The sequence below is a fragment of the Thalassolituus sp. UBA2590 genome, assembly GCF_002339775.1.
Classification (GTDB): domain Bacteria; phylum Pseudomonadota; class Gammaproteobacteria; order Pseudomonadales; family Oceanobacteraceae; genus Thalassolituus.
In genome coordinates, this window is the sequence record NZ_DDKU01000133.1 from 1 (window position 1) to 3,455 (window position 3,455).

Genomic DNA, 3,455 nt, shown 5'->3' on the forward strand with positions numbered 1-3,455 from the left:
GCGGTTTGCGCTCAGGCGCAGCCACTGAGATTGACCGGGTTGCCAGTCGAAAACGATTAAGCACATAGCGGCAGTGTACACCAAGCACGAATGCTTCATAATGCCGCGACCATGAAGAAGAACCGATCTGTATGACCTTTTTACTCTATTTATTGGTGGGGGCATTTGCTGGCGTGCTTGCCGGACTGTTTGGAATCGGCGGGGGCATGGTGATTGTTCCTGTACTGATTTTCAGTTTCGCAGCACAGGGCGTTTCCGCCGAGGTGCTTACCCATATGGCCGTGGCTACCTCTCTCGCCACTATCGTATTTACTTCACTGAGTTCCGTGCGTGAGCATCACCGCAATGGCGCGATCGACTGGTCATTGGTGCGCAGTATGGCCGCCGGGATTGTTATTGGTACGGCGGCGGGTGTGGTCCTTATCAGTGAAGTTCCTGGTCCGGTATTGCAGAACATCATTGGTGTCTTTGCGCTGCTGTTGGCGTTGAAAATGTTCACCGGCTGGGAGCCGCCAGGCAAGGGAGATCGACCTTCTGCTCTTGGCTTGATGAGTGCGGGTAGTATTGTTGGCTTCGGTTCTTCATGGTTCGGTATCGGCGGTGGGACGTTTACTGTCCCTTATTTGTCATGGATGCGCTTCAGTATGCGTCAGGCAGTAGCGACGTCTGCTGCATGTGGGATTCCGATCGCTCTGACCGGAGCAGTCACCAATATCATTGCCGGGCAAGGGAATGATCTTCTGCCAGAGTGGTCTACCGGATTCGTATACTGGCCTGCTGTTCTGGGGATTGCTTTGACCAGCGTACCTTGTGCTCAGGTGGGTGCGCGCCTGGCGCATAAGCTTGATGCGGCGCTGCTGAAAAAGTTGTTCGCTGTGTTACTCTGCGTCGTCGGAATCCGCTTTATTTTCTTTTAACTGTTTTACCGTCAGGGAAGTACCATGCTGACTTATCCGGATATCAATCCAGTCGCGTTTGAACTTGGTTTTATCAAAGTACATTGGTACGGCCTGATGTACCTTGCGGCATTTGCCTCCGCATACCTGTTGGCAACATGGCGCGCTAAACAGCCCGGCAGTGGCTGGACGACCCAGCAGGTATCGGATCTGATCTTCTACGGCGCGATGGGGGTCGTGATTGGTGGCCGCATGGGCTACGTGCTGTTTTATAACTTTCCGCAGTTTCTTGAAGACCCGCTTTGGCTTGTCCGGGTATGGGAAGGGGGAATGTCCTTCCATGGCGGTTTGCTTGGCGTTCTGACCGCCATTCTGATCTTCTGCAAAATTCATAAGAAGAGTTTCTTTGACGTCGGTGATTTCGGTGCGCCTTTCGTTCCTCTGGGCTTAATGTTCGGTCGTATCGGTAACTTTATTGGCGGCGAGTTGTGGGGGCGTGTTGCCGATCCTGAGCATGTGCCCTGGGCGATGGTATTTCCACGTGCTGACGAGTTTGCCCGTCACCCTTCGCAGCTCTATCAGGCGGGTTTGGAAGGCCTGCTGCTGTTTGTTATTCTCTGGTTTTATTCATCCCGTCCTCGCCCGCAGAAAGCGGTCAGCGCGATGTTTCTCATTGGTTATGGGGTTTTCCGTACTATTGCCGAGTTCTTCCGTGAGCCGGATGCGCACATAGGGTTCGATATGTTCGGCTGGATGACCCGAGGGCAGATGTTGAGCCTGCCGATGATTGTATTTGGTCTGATTTTATTGATCTGGGCCTACCGTAACGGCACAAACAGTGGAGCCAATAAAGCATGAAACAATACCTCGATCTGATGCGTCACGTTCGTGAAAACGGTGTATTTAAAGAAGACCGCACCGGAACGGGTACCTACAGTTGTTTCGGCTACCAGATGCGCTTTGATCTGAGTGAAGGCTTCCCGCTGGTGACCACCAAAAAGCTGCACCTGCGTTCCATCATTCATGAACTTCTCTGGTTCCTGAGCGGTGATACCAATATCAGTTATCTGAAAGAGAATGGCGTTTCTATCTGGGATGAGTGGGCAGACGAAGAAGGAAACCTCGGGCCCGTATACGGTTCGCAGTGGCGTAGCTGGCCGACAGCGGATGGTCGCCACGTGGATCAGATCACCCAGATAGTTGAACAGATTAAGAACAACCCTGATTCCCGCCGCCTGATTGTCAGTGCCTGGAATGTGGGTGAAATTGAAAACATGGCGCTGCCGCCGTGCCATGCTTTTTTCCAGTTCTACGTCGCTGACGGCAAGCTTTCCTGTCAGCTCTATCAGCGCAGCGCAGATATTTTCCTGGGTGTTCCATTTAATATCGCCAGCTACGCTTTGCTGCTTCATATGATGGCTCAACAGTGCGACCTTGAAGTGGGGGATTTCGTCTGGACGGGCGGTGACGTTCATCTTTACGCTAATCACCTTGAGCAAACGGATCTGCAGCTAAGCCGTGAACCATTGCCTTTGCCTAAGCTGGTGATTGAGCGTAAACCAGAGAGTATCTTTGATTACAAATTCGAAGACTTTGTCATCGAAGGGTACGAGTCTCACCCACATATTAAGGCACCAGTCGCTGTCTGATCGGTTGTTCTCGGGTGCCTGTTTTCTGGCGTCATTTTCCGTCTGAGAACTGACGCCTGACTTTTGTGTGTCTCCCGGGCTAATACCGGGAGGCCTTCTACACTCTCTGTATACGTCACAGGGAGGTTCTGTAGTGTCTTTCATTAAACCCGTTAAGTTCGAAACACCTATCGTTTTCTGGCATTCCATCGATGAAGCTGAGCCAGCTTTGCCGAGAGCTGTCCGTGTTTGTCTCTGTGAGGATGGTAAATCACTCGCCGAAAGCTGGATGGAGTCAGAAGGCGTAATCGTGCTGCATGCCTCGACTTACAGCGAGAGGCTGGCGCAGATTCTCGATTACACCACACAGGCCTTGCCTGAGGCGCCTCTGGTTGTGATGCTGAACTTCCCGGACATGCGTATGGAGCGACTACTGGAATTAGGCGCGCAGGAGGTAGTGACCAGTTCCGCTGAGCTGATTCCTGCTATTCGCACGGCTGCGACAAGAAAAACCCGGGAATGCGCGTTGCGTTCGAACCGCTACCTGGACCCTCTTACCGGGCTGCCCAACCGCTACTTGTTTCAGGATCGCCTTGAACACTCGCTGGAAGCCCATAAACGAAGTAAGCAACCGATGGGGCTGGTGATCCTGGATCTTGATCATTTTCACCGGCTGAGTGAATCATTCAGCCACTCTGCGGGAGATGCGGTGCTGACTGAACTGACAGAGCGACTGCGCTCTGTCACCCGAAAATCCGACACCCTGGCCCGGATTGGCGGCAACACCTTTGCGTTGATCGCCGAAAACCTCCGACAGACGCGTAACCTGATTCAGGTCTGCGAAAAAATCAGCGCCCAATTGGATGCGCCGGTGACCTTTCAGGGAGAAAAAATAAAACTCTCGGGTAGCATTGGCGCAGCACTCGCTGGC

Annotated in this window: 4 protein-coding genes; all 4 read left to right on the forward strand. The window is 52.8% G+C overall.

What is annotated here, in order from left to right; all coding sequences use genetic code 11:
• Window positions 1–131 precede the first annotated feature (131 nt).
• The gene (locus tag B2067_RS11590) at window positions 132–917 is read left to right on the forward strand and encodes a sulfite exporter TauE/SafE family protein (protein ID WP_068440980.1); all 786 of its coding nucleotides are present in this window, start codon (window positions 132–134) and stop codon (window positions 915–917) included.
• Between the two features lie 24 nt (window positions 918–941).
• Window positions 942–1,754 (forward strand): prolipoprotein diacylglyceryl transferase, encoded by an 813-nt coding sequence (lgt, locus tag B2067_RS11595; RefSeq protein ID WP_301388565.1) that lies wholly within the window; start codon window positions 942–944, stop codon window positions 1,752–1,754.
• Window positions 1,751–2,545, forward strand: a complete 795-nt coding sequence (gene thyA, locus B2067_RS11600; RefSeq protein WP_301388566.1) for a thymidylate synthase — start codon at window positions 1,751–1,753, stop codon at window positions 2,543–2,545. The genes lgt and thyA overlap by 4 nt, the downstream gene beginning before the upstream one ends.
• A 133-nt stretch (window positions 2,546–2,678) precedes the next feature.
• Window positions 2,679–3,455 (forward strand): GGDEF domain-containing protein (locus tag B2067_RS11605; RefSeq protein ID WP_301388567.1); only part of this gene is annotated, 777 nt, incomplete at its 3' end.

Bases quoted from the DNA above. Each gene is read 5' to 3' on its own strand.
- B2067_RS11590 (WP_068440980.1), top strand. From the start codon at position 132: ATGACCTTTTTACTCTATTTATTGGTGGGGGCATTTGCTGGCGTGCTT.
- lgt (WP_301388565.1), top strand. From the start codon at position 942: ATGCTGACTTATCCGGATATCAATCCAGTCGCGTTTGAACTTGGTTTT.
- thyA (WP_301388566.1), top strand. From the start codon at position 1,751: ATGAAACAATACCTCGATCTGATGCGTCACGTTCGTGAAAACGGTGTA.